This window comes from Paenibacillus montanisoli (assembly GCF_003268025.1).
Classification (GTDB): Bacteria; Bacillota; Bacilli; order Paenibacillales; family Paenibacillaceae; genus Paenibacillus_Z; species Paenibacillus_Z montanisoli.
On the sequence record NZ_QLUW01000005.1, the window covers coordinates 42537 to 65556 of the forward strand.

Below are 23020 nucleotides of genomic sequence, written 5' to 3' on the forward strand. Positions count from 1 at the left end.
ATTATGTCCTCTAGCAAAAAAGGACCCTGGTTTCCCAGGGCCCTGCCTCGTCTGTTTAATCCGCTTCTATTAATCCGTAGCGGCCATCGCTGCGTTTATAAACGACGTTAACTTCTTTGGTCGCGGCGTTCGCGAACATAAAGAAATTGTGTCCCACCATGTTCATTTGAAGGATCGCTTCCTCGACATCCATAGGTTTGAGCATGAAGCGTTTCGTCTTTACCAGCTCATAATCCTCTTCCTCTTCAAGCACGCGGGCCGCTGCCCCGTCTTCCTTAAACAAGGTGCGGATGCCGCTCTCCTTCCTGTATCGGTTGTTGATTTTCGTTTTATGTTTGCGAATTTGACGTTCCAGTTTGTCCACAACCAAATCAATGGAAGCGTACATGTCTTCGCTTTTCTCTTCTGCTCGCAGCATTGCGTTAGAAAGCGGAATCATGACTTCAATAACGTGCTTGCCTTTCGTTACGGACATGGTCACATTTGTTTCGGAGGTAATCGGCTCTTCAAAATACTTTTCCAGGCGGCTAAGCTTCTTCTCGACGTAGTCGCGCAAGGCGTCTGTCACTAGGATGTGTTGACCTCGAATGTTGTATTTCATGTGGCATTCCTCCTTTTACATAGTCTTATTATAACATCGTCCATAGGCGATCTCAAAGATATTTTCTGTCTTTTTTGAATTATTTAATAATTTAATAGATGAAAGGATCTGGGAAAAAGCATGTCCGCGAAAACAAGAAAAAGCCCCGGTTTCCCGGGGCTTCTGCTGATCACATTCGGTTAAGCGCGAACCATATATAATGTGGCCGCTTAACAGCGGTATGATTACAGTTTGATAACGTTTGCAGCTTGAGGACCACGTGCGCCTTCAACGATGTCGAACTCAACGGATTGGCCTTCTTCAAGAGTTTTGAAACCTTCAGCTTGGATTGCGGAGAAGTGAACAAATACGTCGCCGCCTTGCTCAGTCTCGATAAATCCATAACCTTTTTCAGCGTTGAACCATTTTACTTTACCTTGCATTCATAACATTCCCTTCATCTTCATATAGCTGCGAGATCACTAGGCGTGGCCCACAAATCGAATATACCATCCGCTTCACAATATTGTCAATAGTTTTTGTAAGCGAATACATTTTGATTTTTTTGGCTTTTGATTTAGAAAATATTTACAGACAAAAACACACCCAATCGGGTGCATTTAATGGTGCTGCTAATTCTTTTCATCGAAGAATAAACTATTATCGGTACCGTATGCTCCACTGGCGCCATAAGCGTCACGTTGAACGCGTGCCCGATTGAAATTATTCAACCCTAGCATCGCTTCGTTCTTCAATGATTCCATACGTTTCAATATGCGATCGTCAAAACCTAGGATTCGGTTCACTAGCTCCAGCTCCGACCCGTCTTTTGGATGAGTTGTGAAATAGGATTGGATTTCCTGAATGATGCGCCCTCTCCGATCCAAAAAGCTTTCTATCTGCTCCACTGTTACTTCATTAATATCTGCGATCATCTGCAACGTCAACTGCTCTAATTCACTTAACGCTTCCATGACCGTTAAGAGCTCCTCTGAGCACTCGCTACAGGTCTGGCGGCGGCAACCCATGTCTCCCGAAGCTCGGTTAAATAACCGAGTACTTCTTCAACCGGAGCAGTGTCTTTCTTAATATTTGCTTCCATTAAGCGCATTTTGAAATATTCATAGAGCTTCAGCAATCCATCGGCCAGCTCCGATTTTCGATCCAGCGTAATCTCAAATTCCGATACAATAGCTTGAACCTTAAGCAGGTTCCGGTTGGCGTCCTCGTTCTTACCGTCTTTGATTGCCATTATGGCCGCCTTCGAGAAACGAATCGCGCCATCGTAAAGCATAATCAGCAATTGCGCAGGCGAGGCGGTTTGAACGGAGTTGTCCAAGTATTTATTCATCTGTGCTTGCAGCATCATTGGTTCCTCCTATTAATTAATTCCCTGAGAAAGTATTGGCCAGGTTCTGCGATTGGGAGTTCATCCTAGAAATGGCTTGCTCCATCGCGGTGAATCTTTTATAGTAATTATTCTCCATATCGATGAGGCGGCTGTTCCATGTATCGATTTGGTTGGATATTTGGGTGAGCTGTTTCCCCATCATGCTGTCTGATTTCAAGACTGCAGAGTCGGAAAAAATTGATGTTCCCGATTTGCTCGCAATAATATCGAGAGTAACCTTCAGGTTACTGTACATTCGCTGAACAATCCCAACATCGGTTTCGTCAGCATCACCATTACCCGTCGCTGAGAACAAGGCCAACACCGCATCCGGATCGGTCTCAATGGCCTTCTTTAACTTATCTTCATCTGTTACGTATAGCTTACCGTGCTCAGCATAATTGATGGAACCGATTCCTATGGAAGATAACGTTCTGTAGTCGCTATTTCCTGTATTTACAACAGCTGACGTTACGGAACGCAAAGAGGCAATGGCTGATGAAAAAATGCTGTCATTATACAGCAATCCGCTCTTCGCTTTCGTCTCCCATTGCGTAATTTCATCCTCTTTCATGTCTTTCCGTTGATCATCCGTCAGTGGAAGAAAGTCGCGGTAACGCTTCTCTCCTACTTTATCCTGAAGCGTCTTCAATACATCATTATAATCATTAATAAAGGTCTTGATCGAATCTACTATCTTACTTGTATCCGTGCTTACACCGATGGATGTAGCAACATATTTGGTCGGATCCGCTTCCTGACCGGCCACACCGGTAAACACGCTCTTCTGCTTTAATACGATATCCATACCGTTTATCGAAAAGGAGTTGCTTTCACGCTCTGTGGAGATGCCATTGATCTCTAGCTTCGCATTTTCTGCCGGAGTATTAACAAGACCATTTAACTTAAGAATGGAACCGGCGAAATTATTAGTATCATCTGTGATCTTGATATCCGCAGTTTTTCCCGTCGCCTTCGTCGTAAGGCTAATTTGCCCTGTGAACGAATCGTAGAAGGCATTCACATTCGTTGTCTTATTAATCCGGGAGATCACATCATTGAGCGAATCCACACTGGTATCAACATCGATTTGGGTTCCATTTATTTTGAAGGAATAGTCCGTTCCGACTCCTGTTCCCGTGCCTACGATTAATGATGGATCCAACTTCGCAGTCTGATCCGAAAGCTTACTAGCCGGATCGAATACGGTTGTGTCCGGTGCGACAGGAGCGACGCGAATATCTCCGCCTGTCATCTTCGCTGATGTCGCAAGCGACATCACCTTGATAGACGTTGTCCCAATAGGGGCATCCGCTCTTGCAGTGGCAGTAAACACTTGGTTATCTCCGCTAATCGCCACCTGCTTAGCTGCAAGGGTTTTCTCTGACTTGAAGTTAAAAACTTTATTATTTCGGAAATCAAGTAATTTCTTGTTTATATCCTTATAGATGTCACGCTGCCATTCGACAGTTTGCTTTTGCTGCTTCAGCTTGTCTGCCGGCACCTTCGCCGCTGTCATTAACTGCTTGACAATGCTGTCGATGTCCAAGCCCGAGGCCATTCCATTAATCCTTAATACCATTGCCACACCACCCTTTTACTAGCCATTATCTCCGCTCATCAATCCATATGCCTGCTTTTTCGCACATCGCTGCTACAAGATCTAAAATTTTCTCTGGTGGAACTTCACGAATCAGTTTGCCCGTTTCCTTTTCGACGACTTTAACCATGATTTGCTTTGTCTTCTCATGAATGGAAAATTCACAAGAAGTCGCCACGCCCATAACCGCTTTGTTCGCTTTCTCAATCGCTTTAATCAATATTTCTTCACCTAAGGGTACCTTCACACCATTGTTTTCCGCTTGCTTCAATTCCCTTTCATTTTTAAGCCCTGGTGAATTACTCTTCTGCTGATCCGATAAGCCTTGTCGATCGCTACCTGCATTGGGTACAGAGCTACTCATTGGCACATTACTGATTGGCAGATTCATATTCATAGTGCTTTCCTCCCGATGATATGCTACTACTTATATCGGTGTCATATGAGCAATGATGTATAGAGCCTATTGAAAAAAATGTGTTTCCTTTCAGCCTTACCCTTGCTCGTTGGCCGAAACTTGCTCCACTTCCTCCAAATCCACTCCCTTCAAGCTCACGATGTCTACCCGCTTTGCAGGCTGAAAACTTTTCATCTCTATCGACTCCTCCGAAACAGTTTTGTTTGACTCATACTTTTCGTCTCCCAAAAACAGAAACTGCCCCAATCCTTTTTCAGGATTGAGGCAGCCCAACTTTCGTTCCAATCTGCACGTTCCTTCAAAAATCGTTCAGATTCATCGTCAAGAGTTTCTTCAATTGAGTTGTTCGTACGCCTATGTCCTCAGCTTTCATCATGTATATCTTGAAAATCGCGAAACCGCCTAACTGGACTCGCTCCACGCACTCCGGCCAACCCAGATCACTCAGCAAATAGTCGTCCTGCTCAAAGCAGACTTGGCGGTCATATCCTTCCAGGTTGAACTCCGACAAATGTTGCAAACATCATATGAATGTATGCTCTACATTGTGATGTATCTTTTATTTTGTTTCGTTTCGATCTCAAGCAAAAAAGACCCTAGAAGGTCTAGGATCTCTTTGTCGCTCGTCAAGATTAACGAAGCAATTGCAGAACACCTTGCGGCTGTTGGTTCGCTTGAGCAAGCATCGCTTGAGCAGCTTGAGCAAGGATGGAGTTCTTGGTTTGCTCCATCATTTCCTTCGCCATGTCTACATCACGAACGCGAGATTCTGCAGCAGTCAGGTTTTCTGAAGATGTATTCAGATTATTAATAGTATGGTCTAGACGGTTTTGCCACGCACCTAATTGGGAGCGTTGAGCTGATACTTGTTTAATAGCTTGATCGACAGCTTTGATATTTTCGGTGAATGATTGATTAGTTACATTAACTAAGCCAACACTTGTTACGTTAGCATTACCTGTACCTGTACCAACAGCAGTTGAACTCATATCATTAATAGAAATATCAAGTGTTGTATTTTGGTTTGCACCAATCTGAAAACTTAGTTGGTTACCTGAAGTAGTAATGGTTTTGGTAGTTAATGATGCACCTCCAAAACCGGCAGTTAAGTCTGCATTTGAAGCAAAAGACATTTTAAGCCCCAGCTTATCGAAATTCAAAGTAGATCCTGCAGTAACAGAATCAGGGTCTTGTGTTAATACCTGCGTAGTGGTTCCATCACTCACCGCGACACTAGTGTTAGCTACAAGAGTAAATGTTAATGTTGCACCTGATTTTACTCCTGAAACATCAAGGGAAATACCTTTAGCCGTAAAATCTGAGATCAACGCCGTTCCATTCGCAGCTTTAGTTCCGATGTTTCCATTTAATAATGTTTTTGTATTAAATTCTGTTTTGGATGCTATTCTATCAATTTCAGCAACTGATTCAGAAATTTCCTTTTGAATTTCAGTTAAATCATCTGCAGTATTTGTACCATTGTTCGATTGAACCGTAAGTTCACGCATACGCTGAAGAATTGAGTGTGTCTCATTAAGTGCGCCCTCAGCTGTTTGAATCAACGAAATACCATCTTGAGCATTTCGGGAGGCTTGATCTAGACCACGGATCTGACCACGCATTTTCTCGGAAATGGCAAGACCTGCAGCATCGTCACCAGCGCGGTTGATACGAAGACCGGAAGACAGACGCTCAATGTTCTTGCTTTGGTTTGCAGTGTTAGCAGACAACTGACGGTGAGTGTTAAGTGCTCCAATGTTGTGATTAATTCTCATTTTTTCTTCCTCCTTGAAGTTGGTATGCCCCCACATCCTTGTGGAGACTTATGCTGTTTCGCGATCAGGTCGGCCGCCAGGCTTTGAAACAGCGCTTATTTTTTATATCGGCGGACCTATTGCAATTCTTTATAGCAATTTCCTCAAAACTCAAAAAATGATGTCCAGCGCGACAACATCAGAGATATAAAAAAATCCCAATGCCATATGCATTGGGAGCGTTGTTAGGTTTTCTTGGGACTAGACCATTTTTTCAGTTCCGCTACATTAAGCTGCCCCTGCAAGGCTTGTCTATTGCTTTCTTGTACGGCATCATACACTTCTTTACGAAGGATATTCACATCGCTTGGCGCTTTGATTCCTATCTTCACTTGATCCCCATCAATTGCAGAGATAACAATCTCAATATTGTTGTTTAACAATATCGACTGGCCTTTTTTACGGCTCAATATTAACATGACGATTCACCGCTTTCCAATTGAACGACGTTGAAGAGCGGTTCCTTCGTGCTGTATGTGCTGGAGGGGGGAAGTACATATTGCTTGCCTTGCCCGTTCCTGGTATTCAATATTATAGGCGCAAGCAAGTTTACAGTGGAATTCGTGAACGGCTCAGTGGTTGTTACAATAGTAAGGACGCTTACATCTTCAGAGGCTTCGATATCGAGCAGCTTCCTATCTTTCTCCTCAATATCAATCGAATAGTCGGTCTCAAAGGCAAACGGCGTTATGACCAGAAATCCTACATAGTCGTGATCCAGACTTTGCAAGTAAGCGAAACTCGGATTTTCCTCCACTACCTGTATGGAAAACTCATTGCAATCCTCAAAACCAAGAATGCTGCCATTCAATTGAAAAATCCTGCCTTGTAAGAAATTGAGCATGGAAAACACTCTCCTCCAACAGATAATGCTATAGCCAGCGCTATAGCATTTCGTATGATTATATGTATTTATCGTATTCGCTCACGCGGATTTCAACGGAGTTCTTTTGCTTTAAATAGACTTCCACCGAACCCGGATGATATTGAATCTCCGGTTTATGGGCCGTGTACTCAATCAAAGGAAGCTGCGGTTCAATATTGATGATAGGTGCATGGGCACGATAATGCAACCTTACATGATCTACGGAAGCTTCTCCAACGTACTGAATGGGATTCTTACGCTGAAAGGCATCGCGGGCAAGCTCTGCAAACGCATTGTTCGGATTGGTGATTTGCGCCATCCGGTTGCCGTCTTCTACGATCTTCGCAATGGCTTGAAGCGCAATGCTTTTACATTGACTGTAGATCGAATTTAACCACTCTAAATTTGACCCCATACCAAGTGCTGCCCAAGCTTCGGATGAATCAATTTCAAGCTCGCCACGGGAGGATTCGATTTCCATCTTGGCCTGTGGCTGCTGGATAGACAACTCACCGGGCGGAGATTGAATGTCCAGGCTCGCTGCTTGTGTCTGAATGCCAATCTTAGCATAGGTTTGATGAATCGATAAGCGCGGTAGTTCCAAAGGGCTCCCCCCAATTGGATTATCTTAAATAATCCAATAAGCTTGGCTGAATGATTTTGGCTCCGACGGATAGAGAAGCTTGATACACGTTTTGATCCTCTTGCAGCTTCGTAATCGTTTCTGCCATGTCGGCATCCTCGATCTTGGAATTCAGCTCCGTCATGTTCACATTCAAATCTTTTATTCGAGCATCCATGAGATCGATCCGATTGCTCCTTGCGCCTACTTCCGCACGAACATTCAGTATTTTATCCATTCTTGTGGTTAATTGTCCTAATAATGCCCCAGCCTGTGATTGATCTCCTGCCGAGAATGCCTTCTGCAATCCGCTTAATACCGTGAAAAGATTATCAGGCGTTGTAGCGGCAGCCGGCGGCGCAGGGTTAGCGCTTCCAAATACCGCTTCACCCGTCACATTAATCGGAATTGTAACACCTGCGGCAAATTGATAAAGAATGGCTTGATTATCTGCTTGTTCAGTTGCTGCTCCAGCCACTGTATAAGGGTCTTTATCGGTCATTTGTCCATTGAAAATGGACTTGCCGTTAAGCCTGTCATTGCCGATTGCTACGGCTTGCTCGTAAAGCTGTCCCATCTCTTCGGCAATCGCATCTAATGCGGTTTGAGGATTCGTACCATTTGTCCCTTGAACAGTCAGTTCATTGGCGCGCTGCAGGATGTCCGTCAATTGCGATAATACGGTATCCGTATGATCTACGAAAGATTTGGCCGTATCTATGTTTCTCTGATATTGTTCATTTATAGAAATTTCGCTGCGGTACCGCAAGGCGTAGGTAATACCAACCGGGTCATCGGAGGGAGCGTTTATTTTCTTTCCCGTTGCGAGCATCGTTTGATGCTTATCCATGCGGCTTAAGTTATTATTCACATTTCTGAGCAGCTGCGCATGCATCATGCTTTGCGTGATTCTTAATGACAACTTCATCCCCACCTATCTTGGATTACCGTCCTACAGTGCCCGTTCCATTTATTAGCTTTTCCAAAATTTCATCATACGCAGTCATAAATCGAGCTGCTGCGCTGTAGGCATGCTGGAACTTAATCATATTGGACATTTCTTCATCAATGGAAACTCCGCTGACAGCTTGGCGGCTGGCATCTACTTGCTCGACAAGCACTTGTTGATTATATAGCTGACGCTGTGCCTCTTGCCCTTGAACCCCTAACTGCCCGACAATGGATCTAAAATAATCGTCGATGCTGCCGCTTGTAATACCATTTCCTGTTGTTGAAAAGGCAAATGATGTGTCTTTGAGGTTTGCCATTAATGCGGCAAGCGTATTGTTGCCTTTGACCGCTGTTTCGTTATTTCCTGTTCCGGTTGTGCGCAACGACGTTGCAATTAAACTCGCATCTGCTGCAATATCGGGATTTAATCGGATGCTGCCGGCCGTAATATCGCCCGATGCTGCTGTGAAGAAGTCTTCTCCCGATTTGGCAGGAGTGCCGAAGGTATAGCCTAATTTGTGCAAGCCGTTAAGTCCATTCACAATAACGACGGTATCCTGTGTTAGCAATCGATTGGAGCCGGCGAAGGATATGTCGCCATCCGGCGTTTTGACCGTTGTCCCCTCAGGCATAACCGATCCGGCGGGAATGGTAATCGTAATTTCACCGTTTGCGATCGTATTTGCCAGCACGTCCAGCTGATTTTGATAACTGGCTACATATTTTTGTTTTGAAACGAACATGCCGAACACTTCGCCGCTATTTAAATCTCCGGTTCCATCGCCGCTGCCAAAAGCCGTGGTAAGGGCATCTACTGACGTCGGCGCAGAGGTTCCTCCCGTTACTAGATTGACCCCACCCATTGAAATATCATAGCCCGCGGACGTATTAACCACGCTAATATTCACAATTTTAGATAAATTATCCGTTAACAGATCTCGCTGATCTCGCAGATCGTTAGCGTTGTTCCCTAATCCTTCAACCCGCGAGATCTCTGTATTTAAATTGGAAATGGTTGTTACGATCGAGTTGATTTCATTTACTTTGACTTGAATATTATTAGCTAAGTCCGTGCTTAAGTCGCTTAACTGTTTACTGGTTTGATTAAAGGCGTCCGTTAATGCAATCGCATTCTCGCGTACGATCTTCCGTCCCGTTATATTCTCCGGATCCTTGCTTAAATCAGACCACGATTTCCAAAAGTTATCCAGTACCGTGCGGATACCTGTATCGGAAGGCTCGTTTACGATGCTCTCCAGCTTATTCAGCGTGTCCGCTTGAATTTCCCAACCGCCCAGTGCCTTGTTCTCGTTGCGGAATTGATCATCCAGAAAAGCTTGACGAACGCGAGTAATGGATGCAAATTCTACCCCTGTTCCTAATTGACCCGCCGCATTGGATCTGTTCAAGCCCGGGTACTCCATCGGTCTCGATGCCGTCATGCCGACGACTTGTCTGGAATAGCCTGCCGTATTCGCATTTGAGATATTATGGCCGGTCGTGTTTAAAGCAGCCGTTTGCGTAAATAGGCTCCTCTTGGCCGTTTCAATTCCATGAAAAGTAGAACTCATAACAGGGGGTCCTCCCTATCCTCTTGTATCAAATAATCGATTGCGCGCATTTCCATATCCAAGGCTGAGAGGATGCTGATAGGTAATATCGTCGATTGGCTTCTCTACCATCAAATCAATCGAGTAATCTATGAATTTCAATGATTGCTCGATAAGCTGTTGGTTAAGCTGGTTAACCTTCTGCAGCTCGTCAAGCAACCCGGTAAGTTCCGTATGTACAATCGTCAATCGTATCTTATCTTGAGGCGAAGTAACCGTCCGTATCATTTCGCTGATCTTGCCGCCCTTATAGCGGAGCATGTTTAAACTCGTAAAATATTGCCCCGAAAGCCGCATGCGCTGCTGCTCCAGTTCCTCTGCCGTCTTGAGCAGTTTCCGCTCCTTCTGGATGGCAGCATTCAGCCGATCCACTTGGTTATGGACAAGATACGGCGTTTTCTCTTTGGCCAGCGCAAGCAATTGGCTGTAGACGTCAGCCTGCTGCTCAAGCGTCGCAATAATCGTTACGACGATCATTTGGGTTCACCTGACTTGTCGTTGTTATTAAGAAAGGGCAGCAATTTCTCCGCGATTTTCCCGGACTCTACATGGTAGGTCCCGGAGCTTACGGATTTTTTCAGATCATCAATCCGCTTGGCACGGTCAGCGCTGTTTACCCGGCTGGAAGAAAGCATCTCCTGCGCCTCGGCCGATATTTGCACCTCGTCGGTTTTCCGTTTGCGGTCCGTCGCCCCCGTCGGCTGCTGCTCGCTTTGCTTCTGATATGGATTCACTGCGTTAATCCGGTGCGATTGATTTATCTTCATCAGAAATCCCTCCAACAATTGAAAAAGCCGATAACTCCGCATAAGAGTATTATCGGCAAGTGCATGTAATTATTTATAGATTTCGTAATTTAGACGGATTTCAGTCCCGCCCGCGCTCCAGATTGCGGTATGCGGAAGCGGCGGTGGTCGGCGCTTTGTCTTCGTTTTTAGGAGCTGTGTCGGCTTGCGCTTGCTTGGTGGCTTTATAGATTTCCTTGAGCAGTTTGGCTCGGCAGCTTTCGCATTTCGTATTGTCCCGTATAAGAATGCCGCACATTTCGCATGGGTACATCAGGTTTGGCGCACCGACGAGCGAAATCCGGCCTTCGCGAATGAATTTCGTAATTTGCTTTATCGAAACGCCGGTCGCATCCGAAAGCTCGGTAATGATGGCGCCTTTATGTTTACGAAGATAGTCCGAGCATAGCGTATATTCATTATCGATTTCTTTGATGCAGGCCGGGCAAACGTCGCGGAAGTTTTTGGCGAACAATTTCCCGCAGCGAGGGCAATTTCCAAGATTCATCTTGCACCGTTCCCTTCGGTCAGGCCGTTTTTTGACTCCATATTAACTCATATATGGACAAAATTCACCATTTTTTTGAGATAGAGCATTAAGAGCGGGCTAGAGTAAGAATGTAAATCCGGACGGGCAGTGCCGGAGCCAATGACTTCAAGGCTTCGGCAAGGGCCTGCGCGCAAGAGTTTGCCGTACTGCCGGTTGTATAAATATCATCGATTATTAGCAGTCTGAGCGTTTTTAAGCCGCTAGAGTTGAATGAGTCCAGCATTGCGGCAGCTGCGTGCAAATCGGCTGCGAAAAGCTGTTCGGTGTCCCGAAGGCGAGCGCCTCTTGTTTTGAAGCTTTGCTTGTCGCTGTGGCGAGTACGATGCAGGATGTCGTATAACGCAAGCCGCTCGCTGCCGGCTAGATAGGATCCGAGCTGTTCGGCTTGGTTAAAACCGCGCTCAAGCAGCCGCTCCTCGCTGACGGGAACCGGGATGAGCCCGTGGATTTGAACTTGTTCTTGGCTGGTGAGAGATAGTTCTGCGATCATGCCCCGATAAGCCATGGCCATCATCTCGCCTAGCAGCGGGAGTAAGCCCTCGTTCCCCCGGTATTTATAGAGTGCGAGCCATTGCCGAATGACGGGATCGTAGCGAACGGCTGAACGGTTACAGACAAAAGCAGTGCCGGTACGGCGGATACAATCCGGACACCATTCCGGTCGGCCGCATACAGGGCAAAACATTTGCGTAATCCACGGAATTTTCCCGTAACAGCGCCCGCACAGCTGCGGAAACCGGTCATGGCGCGGCGTTTTGCCGTCTCGGCTGCCGCAGACGGCGCAGGAAGGAGATTGAGGCTGCAGCAAGATAGCAGAAGACGAAAAGGTTTGCTGGGTGAACTTTTGAAGCCTGCGCCAGAGGGATGATGAAGAGGACATGGGCTTATCGTACCTTTCAATGATTTAGATACCCATTGCGGCGGGCGATCCGGTTCATGCTTCTGATCTGCCGGATAGCCGACTGCTGGGAATGCGTGCGAGCTGACCCGTAAAAATAAACAAGCCCTGCCGGGTCGTCCTTCGACCTTCCGGCTCGGCCCGCCATCTGAATGAGCGATGCGTCATCGAACAGCTTGCCGTCGGCATCCAAAATAAACACATCGCTCATCGGTACGGTGACGCCCCGCTCGAGAATGGTCGTCGTCACGAGCAAGCGGATGCCGCGGTCCCGGAACCGGATTACTTTCCGAGCGCGGTCAGGGTCTTTCGATGACGTCCCGTCAATCGCGATACCGGGAAAAGCCCGTCTCAGCCGTTCGACTAGCGGATCGACATCGCGAATTTGCTGAACAAAGACAAAGAGCTGAGCGCCACGGTCCAAGGAATGCCGGAGCCTCTTCAAGAGGTCACCGGGAAGGCCGGGCTTGTCCAGCATTTTGCGGACGGATGGAATTTGGCGCTGCACCGGGACCGGGAGCGAATGACGATGAAAGCGAACCGGCACCCGCACATGCGCAAGCCGGCCTAGTGCCGCTGCCCGCCTTAGCTCGGCGGGAGGCGTTGCGGACAGCAGGATATTGACGCCTTCCGGCTTGCAGACCTTGTCTGCGGCAAACTGCAGCATGGCGTCGTTATGATAAGGAAACGCATCGATCTCATCGATCACGACGAGGTCGAAGCCCCGATGAAACCGGAACAACTGATGCGTGGTCGCCAGCGTAATGTCGCCTTGCTCCCAGCGCTGCTCGCTGCCGCCATAGAGGGTGACGACGGCCGCTTTCGGAAAAGCCCGCCGGATTCGCGGGTCCAGCTCCAGCACGACGTCCCTGCGCGGCGTAGCGATCAGCGCCCTTCCTCCGCGCTGCAGACATGCCTCGATCAGCGGGAAAATCATTTCGGTTTTGCCCGCTCCGGTGACTGCCCAAAACAGAAACCTGCGAGGGATGGTTGTTCGGCCAGGGCCGGCCGCCATGAAGCCGAGTGCGGCTGCCGTTGCCGCGGCTTGAGCCGGACTGAGGCCCCACGATGGGGCCGGCTCGCTTGGCGCAGGGGAGCTTGCCGCGCGCGTGGCGCCGGCGGCTGCGCCGCTGCTCGGCATGCCGAGGATGAGCAGGCCGCATTCGCGGCTGCGGCCCATCGTGAGGCATGCCTCGCAGTACGCGCATGCGCTGCCGCACGCGGCGCATGCCGTTCGGCGCATGCGCGCCGTGCCGCTGCCGCAGCGCTGGCAGCGGAGCCGCGGGCGCGGCCTCGCGCCTAGCCGACGCAGCCACCGCAGCAGCCGTGGCTGCGGCTCCGGGGCGACCGCGCCGCCAAGGCGCAGCCGGCCGAGCAGCGCGGCCAGCTGGAGCGCGGGTGCCACCGCGCTCCAAGCCGCCGCAGCACCGGCCGGCCCGGCCGCACCCGCGGCCTCGAGCAGGGCGAGCGCTTCGCTGCTGAGCAGCGCTCGTCCCTGCAGCAGCGAAGCGGCGCGATGAGCACGCGCCGCCAGCACATGCGCTTCCTCGCACAGCTCGGAAGCGCGATATACCTGCTGCGCCCGGCCCAAAGCAGCCCAACCACGCCTATCACGCCCTTCAAGCCCCTCACGCCTTTCACCCGCCTCGCTCCCTTCACGTCCCTCACGCTCCGCCACCACCCCAAGGACCAAACGCCTCAAGGCCTCGCCAATCTCCTCTGCATCGCCAGGCCAGCGTTCAGCAACCCGCTCCGCTAACCCCAGCGGCAGCGGCTCTGACCAAGCGATTACAACAGGTACATCCGGCGTCGCCTTCCCGTCCGAAACGGAGCAACCCATTACCCGCTTCGCCTCCTGCCGAAAATCCCGATCAAGCCAGTACGCCCAGTCGACCTCGGGCGCAATCGACCATATTGCCCGCGATCGGCTCCCCGACTGAACCACATACAGTAACACGCGCATACGCAAACCGCCTTTCCGCCACCGCTCAATCGCGGCTTCAACTACAAAAACCCAACAAAAAAAGCACACCGCGCAACCTGCCGCCGGCAGATCATACGGGTGTGCTTCACTCGTTTATGAACAGTTCGATTATACCTCGCCCAACTCCATTTTACAATTACTTCCACTCTTTGGTTGCGCTCAACACCACATCATCCAGCCGTCTAGAACGGCAGCTTCGACAAATCATCCGGGTTTTGCAAATCGACCAGCACCGTGTGGTCCTTCACCGAAACAATGCCTTCTGCTTGAAGCATCCACAGCAGATTCGTCGGATCAAGCTTCTTTGACTTTCCCGAACGCGCTGAGGGGCGCCTTTCTCCTGACTTCCACAGCTTCGCGCGAAAGCGATGCCATTTTGTGGGACTGCTCTCAGATGGTCCGTGTGCATGAACTTTTCTGCTTAAGCCGCCCGCGTCTTCCTTTTGTCCTTCTTGCCCGTTAATGTGCCCTTCCAAGCCTTTACCGCTCTGTCCTCCCGCCGCTTCATGAGCTTTGACCGAAGCCGGTCTGCTCAGCGTTTCCGGCAAGCGGCTTTGCTCATTTGGCGTGGCAGAGGAGTGAAAATGGACATCCATTCCGTGTCTAGCAAAGCACCGCGCAATACTCATCGTTTCATCCTCTGAGCCGCGGTCCACGACAGTCACTTTCACTTCTGTGCCCGTAAAATGAGAAAAGCGCCGAAGCGAGCGCATATACCATTCCATCTGGAGCTGATGGTTACCGGCGACCAGGACGTAATGCTTCACAAGACGCTCCCTCCGCCAGGTTAGGGCGGATACGGCATGCACGGCAGCCGCAGCCAAGGCGTAACAACCGAAGATCCAAAATAGGACTGGAATCAAGGCAGCCACCTCCTTTTTTGTGACATCATATGCCGTAAAGCGCCCAGGGGTGACGGACATTCACGGACAAGTCGCAAAATTGGTGCATCCGCACAAAAAAAAGCCTTGCTCCAACGGAGCAAAGCTTATTTAAATATCCGTCTACAATACCATTCGCCAGCCTGCCGGCAGCTTCCGGTCATGAGGCATAAATCCGCGAACGCTCTGCGTCAGCTCGACCTTCTTCTCGCTCGGCAGCACAACCGTGAGCTGGCAAGATGGCGACGAGGCCGCAAAAGCTCCCGGTCCCTGCTCCACCGGCTGCTTGACCGTCACATACAAAGCATCGCCCGCCATATGCGTGTCAACCAAATCCAGCAAGGCAGGCGCTTTCTCATCCCGTCCGATGTCATAGCGGCACGCGCCGAATGCTTGCACCTGGTTCGATCCGCTGCTGTCCGCATCGATCAGCAGCGAGCCGTTCCAATAGTTCTCGCCTTGCACGACAATCCGCTTCACGGCCGCGCCGACCTCCTCCGAAACTTGCGCCGCCTCCACGCGCACTTCCTTCGAACCGATCGCGCCGCGGATCTCGTCCATGAGCCCCGTAGCGCTGACGGACGTGAAGATGAGACAGCAGCCGCCCAGCAGCGCAACGATAATGATGCTGAACAGATCGTAACGCAGCACAGGCTGCTCCGTTTTGCTTCGCCATAAATAAATGACGATTTCAACGCCAATCAGAACAAAAAGCAGCGGCCACCACACCATGCCTTGATCCAGCCAGCTAATGCCGCCAAACTGCACGGCAAGCAGCAGAACGCCCATCGCGATCAGCGCCGTTCCCATTGACCATGTCCCGACACGCCACTGTCTCATTCCGGCTTCACCGCCTTTTTGTTTCCGGACAGCAGCTTAATACCCGCTCCGATCAGGAGCAGCGCCGTCAGGCCGGTTTTGAAATAATAACGGATTTCATAAGTCAATTGCCAATCAGCCCATATCCGCTGTACATATTCGAGCAGCAGCCGGTCTGCGATATAGTAGAGTCCCAGAGCGACCAGTCCAATGCCGAGCCACTTCTGCCGGTGAATCAGCCAATCGACGATCGGTACATCCTCCAGCTGGCCGTCTCCGTTATTCAGGCGCGACTGCTGCTGCAGCGCATCGAAGAACGAGAAGCACCACAGAAGCGGCACCATGAACAGAAAAAGCGACAGCTGCAGGACGTCCAGCAGATAGATCGAGAGCAGAAAGCCGGCCATGAGCTGAAGCCCTCTTTTTTGCAAGCCCAGATACATATGCCCTGCTCCGGGAAGGATCGACAACACCGTGGAGAGCCATTTGCTGCGCTTGCCGCCTTGGCGGTGATCCTCCCAATCGTCGAGAATCGAGCGGTCATGCAGCGTTTCGCCGGCCTGCTTCAACCCCACATGGCGAATCGCATCGAACATGCCGAAGAGCCAAATAATCGGCAGCGCCAGCAGGAAGGTCAGAAAGCCAGGCTGATCCGCAAGCACCGCAACGAAGATGATCATCGCAAGCAGACCGAAGAACCCGATCATCAGATTAAGCCCCCGCTGCATCAGTCCGAGCTGCAGATGCCCCAGGCCCGGAATAAAAGACAGCAGAATCGTGTAAAACCGTTCGCTGGAATGATTCTGAGTCTCTTGCGGCACGGCGGTAGTCCGATACTCCGGCAGGTCCAGCGGCTGCGGGCCATAGACGACTTGGCCTAAAGCAGGCGCCGGAATATGAATCTCCTTCGCACCGCTGTGCCGAATCAGATAAATGATCAAATCCAGCATATTAATCGCCCACGTAGCGAAAGTGAAGAACATAAACAGGACAAAACCCTCTTCACTATCGCTAGACCCCGCTATTACCGCGACAATAAAAAAGAAACAGAATAAAAACAAATACAAGAACCCGCGCCAGCCACGCCCGGCTTTAAAATGTCCGGCTCCCGGCAGAAAGCCCAAGAACAGCGTTGCCACTGGACTTTTAACCATACCATCATCTCGCTTTCCGTTATATTGCGCCATCTATTTATTCGGCTTCTCGACAATGGCGTCGATTACCGCAGCGGTCCGCTCCATAATGGAGGTCGTAACCGATTCTCTCTTGCTGACTTGATGCTCCTCCCAATGCTGCGGCTGCTCGGCTATGCGCTGAAATACCCCAGTCGACATCAGCACGAGCATCACGCTTACCGCAATCAGATAATGGATCATCGTTTGCTTGCGGCTGCTTCGTTTTACCGGCTTCCGGCGCGCTGCTGCGTTGTCCGTAGGAGGAGACATTTGGCCGTCCTCGTTCGGTCCTGCGGCCATTTCAAATGGCTCCAGCTCGGCAATAGCCGCCATAACGCGCGCCGTAACGGCGTCCGCCGCATCGCCGCCAAGCGGCTCGATCTCTTCCACGCCCATCAGAAGCTCCATATACCGCTCCAGACAGCCGCCGCAAGCCGCCAAATGCTCTTCGGCCTCCAGCCGCTCCGTTTCGCCAAGCATCCCTTGCGCGTACATGCGCCAGAACCTCTCGTCCCGATGATTCATTCCAAATCCTCCTCCTTCCAATGCTTGCGCATCCATTGTCTCGCCCGGTAAAGCTTCGACTCCACGCTCTTCACCTGCAGCTGCTCCAGCTCGGCAATTTCCTTATGCGGCCGTTCCTCGAGAAAATAAGAACGAACGACGCGGCGATACCCCTCCGGAAGGGTACTGACCATCGCGCGCACGCGCCGAATGCGGTCCCGCCTGAGCGCCACGATTTCCGCCGGCGGCGCATGGCCCGCTGCAGCTTCCGCCGGCCCCTTTGCTCCTTGCCGCTCGGCGCTTGCCGCCGCTTTGCTCCATGTCTGCGCCGCCGCTTCGCCCTGGGACAATGCCTCTTGGCCGGCGCGCTGCAGCAGCGCCTCCTTACGGGTATTGCGCCTTCGGCAGTCGATTGCGAGATTCATGGCTATGCGTGCTGCCCATGTTTTGAAGCCTTCGCCGCGGTAGCTCGGAAGGGAGAGATAAATCCGCACGAACGTCTCCTGCAGCGTATCCTCCGCATCGCCCGAATCGCGCAGCACGCTCCAGATAAGCCGGTACAGTTCATCCCGGTACAGCGCAACCAGTTCCCCGTACGCCTCGCGATTTCCTTGTTTAATCTGTGTAATTAACGCTTCGTCCCGAATCTCTCTCCCTCCCCTCTACTTACTAGACGCTTCTGCCCCCGCTTACCCCTGCACTAAGCGAATCATTTTTTTATCTTGTCCAATCGTACCATAGCAAGCCAACTAAAAAAGAAGCTTCTGCAACAAAGCAGAAGCTTCTCTCGTCAATATGTATATTAAAGCGTAACCCAACCGAATTTAATGGAATTAATAACGGCCTGCGTGCGGTCATCCACTTCCATCTTCTGCAATATGCTGCTGACATGGTTTTTGACCGTTTTCTCGCTAATAAACAGGAATTCGCCGATCATCTTGTTGCTCTTGCCTTCGGCCATCAGACGGAGCACCTCCGCCTCGCGGCGCGTGAGCGGATTGTTCTCGCTCGGGATGAACTTGACGCCGGCTTCGCGCGTTGCCGCCGCACCGGAGGTTGCGCCAATTTCATCAAGATATGTCATGCGGCGAAGCTGATTGATCAGCTTGCCCGTTACTTTCGGATGTATGTAAGCGTACCCGTTTACGACCGAACGAATCGCATTCGCGAGCGCCTCTGCTTCCATGTCCTTCAGCAGGTAGCCGCTTGCCCCTTTGCGGAGCGTTTCGAATACGTAGCTCTCATCGTCATGAATGGATAGAATAATGACTTTGACTTCCGGGAAAATATCGCGCAGACGTTCCGTCGCCACGACGCCGTTCTCAACCGGCATATTAATATCCATAAGGACGATTTCCGGCTTGTTCTCGTTGCAGAATTCAAGCACCTGAATACCGTCGTTGCACTCTCCGATGACTTCCAGATCATCTTCCATATTCAGAATCCTCTTCAGGCCTTCGCGAAACAGCTGATGATCGTCGGCGATTAATACTCTTATCTTTCGTTTGCCGTTAGCAGTTTTTGTTTCCATCGTCAATTACTCCTTTCGTAGTTCCGCAGTAATGGGAATATGAATGGTTAATTTCGTGCCTTGACCGATCGCTGATTCGATCTCCATCCTTCCTTCGAGCAGCTCCACGCGTTCCCGCATTCCAATGAGGCCAAAGTGCGTGCTGTTTTTAACGCGGGCTTCCATTTGATCCACATGAAAACCGACACCGTTATCTTTTACGACGATCTTGACCATTTGGGCTTGATAGGTAAGTTCCAATATAACAAAGGTTGGATCGGCATGTTTAAACGCATTGCTGAACGCTTCCTGGACCATCCGGTATATGCCGGCCTCCATGGCCGATGGCAGCCGGAACTCCTTGCCGACGGTTTCGAACATCGCCCGGATTTTGCTTTTCTCTTCAAAATCCTGAATATATTTACGCAGGGTAGGTACAAGTCCCAAATCATCCAATGCCATTGGTCGCAGATTGAAAATGATTTTGCGGATTTCCTCGATCCCGGATCGCACCTGACTCTTTAGATCTACTAATTCTTCTTGCACAATTTGAAATTCCTGCTTCACGAGCATTCTTTCCGCGATTTCCGTCCTTAGCACTAAATTCGCTAGGGACTGAGCAGGACCGTCGTGAATCTCTCTAGCGATCCGTTTGCGCTCTTCTTCCTGGGCCAAAATAATTTTCAAGCCGATTTGCTGCCTGTTCTTGGCCGATTCCAAAATGCGGGTCACCTGGTTTAAATCTCCTGCGAGGTACTCTAGCACGACGTTGATTTGCGAGGCGATCGATTCCGCTCGATCGATCGATTTCTCCACATTCCGCACCCGCTTCTGCAAATCATCCCGGCGGGCTTTCAAATACGTCTCTTTCTCCCGGAAAACCATGAGATCGAGCTGCAGCTGCGTCGCTTTTTCGTAAGCCGCTTTAATGTCCTCTTCCTTGTAGCGGACAAAATCGCGGCTTACTTCCGTTAAGCGGATCCGCGCCCGGCGGTAATCCAGCTCCAGCTTATCGACTTTATCGATAATCGCCGCAGCTTCAGCAAGCACTTGGTTGAGTTCCTGACCGAGAGAGAACATTTCTTTTCGCGCGGACTCGCAAATCTCAAAGATTTGATATTTGCTGTCCTCCATCACCGAAACCGCGTTCTTGATCACGCGATCGATGTCGTTTATGCGATAATCCACGATACCTCGGCCCACTTTCTGCAAGTTATACTGAACCTATCATATCACATAACCGGCCCTAGGCGACTATCTCATTGAACGGTAATCGTGCCCAATTTCCCATTCCAGTTGACTTGTAGGCCTAATTGTTCAGAAACGAGCCGAATCGGAACTAACGTACGGCCGCTTCTCGTAATCGGCGCAACCTCGGATTGCTTCCGAACGCCGGTCAACAAGAAGTCCTTCCGCCCCACCCACATTTCCAGCAGCTTGTCGCCGCGCAGCACGGAAACGCGTTTCATTGTAGGCTCCCAGCCGATCTGCGCGCCCATCGCTTCCGTTACGAAACGAAGAGGCAGGTACGTCGTACCGTTCAGCAGCAGCGGTGTAACATCCATCTTGTAAAGCTGTCCATCTACCTTGGCCGACTTGGAGCCGATTTTCAGCTCGATCGTCGGACGTTTCGGTTCGGCAATCACAGCCGGATACTGGAACGAAATGTTATCCCAAGCGAGCAGGCCGGTTAGCGCACGCTCATCCTGGCCGTCCTCCAGGGAGGCAACATACAGCCGTTTCAGCTTCACCGGGTAAGCCATTTTATCAGCAGGCAGATTGACCTTAATCTGCTTCCAGCCGACCCAATCCACCTGCTTCGCCAGCGTCACCAGATGGGCAGCGCCTTTGCTGTCGATGAATTCGGCGCGGACCCAGTTCAAGCTGCCGTCACCCATCACATCGACATTCATTGCCGAAGGATTGCCTTCCACCTGGCGGCCGGTGCCGTTCAGTACCGCATAAGCCGCCTTCGTGCCGGATCCTCCGGTAAAATCATACTGCAATTGCAGGACATTCGTTGTATTCTCGCCCGGTAGTCCCGAGGCTACGGTAGATGTTCCTACTACACCATTCGTACCTTGGAACGAAATTGGGTAGGTATTCCCAGAAAAATCTTCAAATTTTTTGTCGGATCCGGCTGCTAGTGCCGCCATGGAGGAAAATCCATCATAACGGGCAATGAGATAGCCCGCTTGCGCAGAAGGATTCACGGCTCCGATGGTCAGCGTGTCTCCGCTCCAGGTGCCTGTGAAGCCCTTCATTTCCCATTTAAGAGAAGAAGCCGGAACGGTCAATTGACGGCCGTCCTTCAGCGTCACGCGAACCGGTACGGATATGGACTTTCCGCTCTCTAGCACGAGCGAGCTTGCATCTACGTTCATGGATGCGATCGAATCGCCGCCGATTACTTCAATGTTCAGCTTATCGCTGATCGTGCCGGATTTCACGGTGATGGACGTCTTCCCGGCTTTCGTCGCAGTAAAGGTGTTGCCGGCAAAGGTGCCAAGCGCGCTCTCGGCCCTCCAGACAGGAGCCAGCGAGCCTGGGTCTACCGGATTATAGTACGTGTCATAGGCTTTCATCGTATACGAAGCTTGCTGACCTAGGAACAGCACGCTGCTTCCGCTTGCTTTAATGCCTTTCAATTGGCCCTGCGGCGCCGTCGAGAACACGCCGATACCGTTCGTCACTAGGCGCTGCGTATCGCCGTATTCCGTCGGGAATGCCAGCTCTGTGCCCGTTTCGCCCAGCGGGCGGGCAATCATCGTCGTCGAGCCGCCGCCGTCCAGGTTTACGCCCTTCCAAACGCCAAGCTGCACCATAAGCTGCTGCAGCTCGGGCAGAGTCACGCCTTGGCTGCTTCCGCTGTCCTCAACGGTAATCAGGAGTGCCTTCGTACCGTCCATGGAGTAGCCGACCGCCGTACGCGCGCGGTCTGTGCTCGGACTGATGCTGCTAGGATTACGGGAGTATGTAGCCGCTTTACCTTGGTCGACAAGAATCGTATGGCCGCCGATCAGCATTTGCAGCGAAGAAGGGTCTACCTTCTGCCCGGTCGATTGCGAGACCAGGTTATAGGTTGCATTTACCGCCTGACCGACCTGCAGATGATCCCTGACATATTGAGCCGCTTTGCCATGCGTCCGCAAAATGTAGCCGTCTACGGGAGCCGTACCCGGAATCATTGCATTTTCCGCGATCTGCATGACAATGCCGTTCTGCACCAGCACCTCCGTCGGCGTTGTGGAGCTATCCGCCACATCCGGGCGCGACTGCGTCCAGGCGCTAGTATAGATATACATCGCATTGGCATGGCTGAATCCATTGTCCGGCTCCGTTTTGTATGCCGCCTTATTGATGCCGGACAGCGAGAATGTCGAGCCGTCGCCTGCCGTTACGGCGCCTTCGAAGCTATACATGTCGATGACCGGCTTCCGGTCCGCCGTGACGGCGAAAGCATACATGCCCGTCAGCTTCGATGGACTCGACACTAGCGTTCCGCCAGTCACTTCGGCGCCGATCGGGCTGCCTTTGCCGCCTGCCGTGTTAAAATAGTCACCATTGATGCCGGCCACCGCACCGGTGTTCTCCACCATATTACCCACTGAGCCGACACCAGAAACCGAGCCCGGCTTGCCGTTCATGACATCCAACTTGACGTAAGGGTTCGTGAGGTCGATTTCAATGACGTGGACACGGGAAATCGTTGCGCCTTCTCCCAGTTTGTTCGACCAAGTATAATCGACGCGTTTCGCGCCTGCGGTAATCATCTCTTCAAATACTTTAACCAGCTGCTGCTGCACGACAGGGGTAACCGTCTCGCCGGCAGCCGCCGCCACAGGCGCCGCAGGCCATACAATTGTCGAAACTGGCTGCGCCAACAGCGCGGCCCCGAGCGTCAACGTTAACAATTGCTTGCCGGCAAAGACCGGTTTCTTCTCTTCAAATCCTCGCATTACTCTAGCAACTCTCCCATCACAAAATTTGGTTCTATGATGGTTAGACTATGAAACTACTAGAAAAGTTACGTCTGATAGAAGAGTCCTATCAATCTCGTTTTT

Annotated in this window: 25 protein-coding genes; all 25 read right to left on the bottom strand. The window is 50.8% G+C overall.

Features of this window, described 5'->3' with window-relative positions:
- Positions 1–55 precede the first annotated feature (55 nt).
- A complete protein-coding gene (hpf, locus tag DL346_RS22865) occupies positions 56–601 on the bottom strand; it encodes a ribosome hibernation-promoting factor, HPF/YfiA family (RefSeq protein WP_112884713.1) in 546 nt (181 codons plus the stop codon).
- 224 nt (positions 602–825) lie between these two features.
- A complete protein-coding gene (locus DL346_RS22870) occupies positions 826–1023 on the bottom strand; it encodes a cold-shock protein (protein WP_112884714.1) in 198 nt (65 codons plus the stop codon).
- 189 nt (positions 1024–1212) lie between these two features.
- Complete coding sequence (fliT, locus tag DL346_RS22875) at positions 1213–1554, bottom strand: flagellar protein FliT (protein ID WP_112884715.1); 342 nt, start codon at positions 1552–1554, stop codon at positions 1213–1215.
- Positions 1555–1559: 5 nt separating this feature from the next.
- Entirely contained in the window at positions 1560–1949 is a 390-nt protein-coding gene (fliS, locus tag DL346_RS22880; protein WP_338066323.1) for a flagellar export chaperone FliS, read from the bottom strand.
- 16 nt (positions 1950–1965) lie between these two features.
- Positions 1966–3552, bottom strand: coding sequence for a flagellar filament capping protein FliD (gene fliD, locus DL346_RS22885; RefSeq protein ID WP_112884717.1), 1587 nt, complete (start codon positions 3550–3552; stop codon positions 1966–1968).
- 25 nt (positions 3553–3577) lie between these two features.
- The gene (locus DL346_RS22890; RefSeq protein ID WP_112884718.1) at positions 3578–3967 is read right to left on the bottom strand and encodes a flagellar protein FlaG; all 390 of its coding nucleotides are present in this window, start codon (positions 3965–3967) and stop codon (positions 3578–3580) included.
- Positions 3968–4620: 653 nt separating this feature from the next.
- Positions 4621–5763 (bottom strand): flagellin N-terminal helical domain-containing protein, encoded by a 1143-nt coding sequence (locus DL346_RS22905; protein WP_112884721.1) that lies wholly within the window; start codon positions 5761–5763, stop codon positions 4621–4623.
- A 224-nt stretch (positions 5764–5987) separates the two neighbouring features.
- Positions 5988–6221: a carbon storage regulator CsrA gene (csrA, locus tag DL346_RS22910; RefSeq protein ID WP_112884722.1), complete on the bottom strand. Its 234-nt coding sequence runs from the start codon at positions 6219–6221 to the stop codon at positions 5988–5990.
- Positions 6215–6646: a flagellar assembly protein FliW gene (fliW, locus tag DL346_RS22915; protein ID WP_112884723.1), complete on the bottom strand. Its 432-nt coding sequence runs from the start codon at positions 6644–6646 to the stop codon at positions 6215–6217. Before fliW ends, csrA begins: the two co-directional genes overlap by 7 nt.
- 58 nt (positions 6647–6704) lie before the next feature.
- Complete coding sequence (locus DL346_RS22920) at positions 6705–7271, bottom strand: DUF6470 family protein (protein ID WP_112884724.1); 567 nt, start codon at positions 7269–7271, stop codon at positions 6705–6707.
- Between the two features lie 19 nt (positions 7272–7290).
- Complete coding sequence (flgL, locus tag DL346_RS22925) at positions 7291–8211, bottom strand: flagellar hook-associated protein FlgL (protein WP_206098576.1); 921 nt, start codon at positions 8209–8211, stop codon at positions 7291–7293.
- A 22-nt stretch (positions 8212–8233) separates the two neighbouring features.
- The gene (flgK, locus tag DL346_RS22930; RefSeq protein ID WP_112884726.1) at positions 8234–9811 is read right to left on the bottom strand and encodes a flagellar hook-associated protein FlgK; all 1578 of its coding nucleotides are present in this window, start codon (positions 9809–9811) and stop codon (positions 8234–8236) included.
- A 15-nt stretch (positions 9812–9826) separates the two neighbouring features.
- Positions 9827–10327 carry a flagellar protein FlgN gene (locus DL346_RS22935; protein ID WP_112884727.1) on the bottom strand — a complete coding sequence of 167 codons (501 nt, stop codon included), beginning with the start codon at positions 10325–10327 and terminating at the stop codon, positions 9827–9829.
- Positions 10324–10617: a flagellar biosynthesis anti-sigma factor FlgM gene (flgM, locus tag DL346_RS22940; RefSeq protein WP_112884728.1), complete on the bottom strand. Its 294-nt coding sequence runs from the start codon at positions 10615–10617 to the stop codon at positions 10324–10326. Before flgM ends, DL346_RS22935 begins: the two co-directional genes overlap by 4 nt.
- A gap of 100 nt (positions 10618–10717) precedes the next feature.
- Positions 10718–11143, bottom strand: coding sequence for a TIGR03826 family flagellar region protein (locus tag DL346_RS22945; protein ID WP_112884729.1), 426 nt, complete (start codon positions 11141–11143; stop codon positions 10718–10720).
- 88 nt (positions 11144–11231) lie between these two features.
- Complete coding sequence (locus DL346_RS22950; RefSeq protein ID WP_112884730.1) at positions 11232–12065, bottom strand: ComF family protein; 834 nt, start codon at positions 12063–12065, stop codon at positions 11232–11234.
- Positions 12066–12081: 16 nt separating this feature from the next.
- On the bottom strand, positions 12082–14046 hold the full coding sequence (locus DL346_RS22955; protein ID WP_240633375.1) for a helicase-related protein: 1965 nt from the start codon (positions 14044–14046) through the stop codon (positions 12082–12084).
- 203 nt (positions 14047–14249) lie between these two features.
- Positions 14250–14930, bottom strand: coding sequence for a hypothetical protein (locus DL346_RS22960; protein ID WP_112884732.1), 681 nt, complete (start codon positions 14928–14930; stop codon positions 14250–14252).
- A gap of 141 nt (positions 14931–15071) precedes the next feature.
- Complete coding sequence (locus tag DL346_RS22965; RefSeq protein WP_112884733.1) at positions 15072–15788, bottom strand: LiaI-LiaF-like domain-containing protein; 717 nt, start codon at positions 15786–15788, stop codon at positions 15072–15074.
- Entirely contained in the window at positions 15785–16750 is a 966-nt protein-coding gene (locus DL346_RS22970) for a hypothetical protein (protein WP_240633376.1), read from the bottom strand. The genes DL346_RS22965 and DL346_RS22970 overlap by 4 nt, the downstream gene beginning before the upstream one ends.
- Before the next feature lie 204 nt (positions 16751–16954).
- A complete protein-coding gene (locus tag DL346_RS22975) occupies positions 16955–17467 on the bottom strand; it encodes an anti-sigma factor (protein ID WP_112884734.1) in 513 nt (170 codons plus the stop codon).
- A complete protein-coding gene (locus DL346_RS22980) occupies positions 17464–18093 on the bottom strand; it encodes an RNA polymerase sigma factor (RefSeq protein WP_112884735.1) in 630 nt (209 codons plus the stop codon). The genes DL346_RS22975 and DL346_RS22980 overlap by 4 nt, the downstream gene beginning before the upstream one ends.
- A 155-nt stretch (positions 18094–18248) precedes the next feature.
- Positions 18249–18977, bottom strand: a complete 729-nt coding sequence (locus DL346_RS22985) for a response regulator (RefSeq protein ID WP_112884736.1) — start codon at positions 18975–18977, stop codon at positions 18249–18251.
- 6 nt (positions 18978–18983) lie between these two features.
- Entirely contained in the window at positions 18984–20144 is a 1161-nt protein-coding gene (locus DL346_RS22990) for a sensor histidine kinase (protein WP_112884737.1), read from the bottom strand.
- A 71-nt stretch (positions 20145–20215) separates the two neighbouring features.
- Positions 20216–22915, bottom strand: a complete 2700-nt coding sequence (locus DL346_RS22995) for a stalk domain-containing protein (RefSeq protein ID WP_112884738.1) — start codon at positions 22913–22915, stop codon at positions 20216–20218.
- Positions 22916–23020: the final 105 nt, after the last annotated feature.